The 1509-nt window shown below is 67.1% G+C and carries 1 protein-coding gene; it reads right to left on the minus strand.

Annotated features, from left to right (window positions below):
* Positions 1–8 precede the first annotated feature (8 nt).
* Positions 9–1454 (minus strand): IS66 family transposase, encoded by a 1446-nt coding sequence (gene tnpC, locus ACFV15_RS48155; RefSeq protein ID WP_378360243.1) that lies wholly within the window; start codon positions 1452–1454, stop codon positions 9–11.
* Positions 1455–1509: the final 55 nt, after the last annotated feature.

A 1509-nucleotide genomic window follows, 5' to 3' on the forward strand; every position in this document is an offset into this window, starting at 1 on the left:
GTAACTAGTCAGGTGGTTGCTGGGTGTGTTGGTAGCCAGGGGTTTCCGGTGAGGGCGTCGCGGAGTGCGGTGAGTGTGTTGATGCCGTTTTTGCGGACGGTGGAGATGTAGGAGCGCACCGTGAGCCAGGTGGTGGCGCCGGTGGTGGTGCGCCAGCCGCCGGAGATCTTGAGTTGTGTTTTGGTCATGCGGATGTCGCGTTCGGCCTGGTTGTTGGTGAAGGGCACCGTCAGGTCGAACGCGAACCGCAGCACGTCGTCGCGGTATTTGCGGAGGCGTTCCAGTAGGGCTCGGCTGGTGCTTTGGCGGGGCCTGCCGCCTTTCGGGTGCCCGGTGTGGTTGCGGGGGTGCAGCCGCAGGCCGTCGGCGATGTGTCCGTCATATCGTCTGGTCAGAGGGGTGAGGACCTCGTCGGGGATGGTGTCGAGATGGAACTCGCGGGCCGCGTGGGCGGCGGCGTTGAGCTCGTCGAGAACCTCGCTGAGCGCGGTGTGCCACTGCTGGGCCGGGTGGGTTTCGGCGGCCGCTTGGAGTTCGCGCTGGTGGTGGGCGTTGCAGAGAGCATGGGTGACGTCGTAGGTGCGGTAGGAGTGCCAGCCGTCGTGCACCGCGATGCCGGTGAACCCATCGAGGATCCCGAACGCGTCGATCGCGTCCCGTCCGCGTTTGCCGTGCAGGAAGTAGACGGTCAACCACAGCGTGCTGGCCGAGTGCAGCCACTGGTTCTTGCCCAGCACCCGGACCCCGGTCTCGTCGAAGTGCGCCAGCGACGCCGCCCTCACCTCGGCCCGGGTCGCCTCGACGAACGGTTCCAGCGTCGGCGCGACCCGTGTGAGAACACCCGCGATCCAGCCGGTGGACACTGCCATCCCAACCACGTCGGCCAGCAGCTGCGCCGCCCGGGCCAGCGGGAGATGCTGGTAGGTCAGCAGATACGCGGCCAGCGCGGTGATGTTCGGGCCGTAACACGCCGGGGCGGTCGCCTCCGCGGGAGCGCCGGCGGTGGTCAGCACCCCGCAGGCGCAGCGTCTCTGGTGCAGCCGATGCTCAGTCACCACCGGTGTCATCTCAGGCAGGTCGTGCACCTGACGGCGCACCACGCCCACGTTCGGGCGGCGCCGCAACCCGCTGCCACACCCCGAACACGCCGACGGCACATGGTCGACCACCACGTCCGGGGCATCAACGAGCTTCAGGCTCGCCCCGGACGCACCAGGCTGTTTCCCCTTGCCCTGCCCGGTTTTCCGCCGCAACGACTTCGGAGCCGGCTTGGCGAACACGTCCTGCGACGGCGGCTTCGACGAATTCCGCGAATTGGTCTTCAGCTGCCGTTGCAGCTGCTCAACCTGAGCGGTCAGCCGCTCCACCTCGCCCCGCAACTGGACGATCGTCGCAGCCTGCGCAACAACCAGAGCAGCAAGCTCGTCATACGACGGACGCACATCCCCGGTCACGTGGTGATCATCGCAGCACCACGATCACCACGTGACAGAGACCTGACTAGTTACC

The organism is Amycolatopsis sp. NPDC059657 (assembly GCF_042734395.1).
Lineage (GTDB): Bacteria > Actinomycetota > Actinomycetes > Mycobacteriales > Pseudonocardiaceae > Amycolatopsis.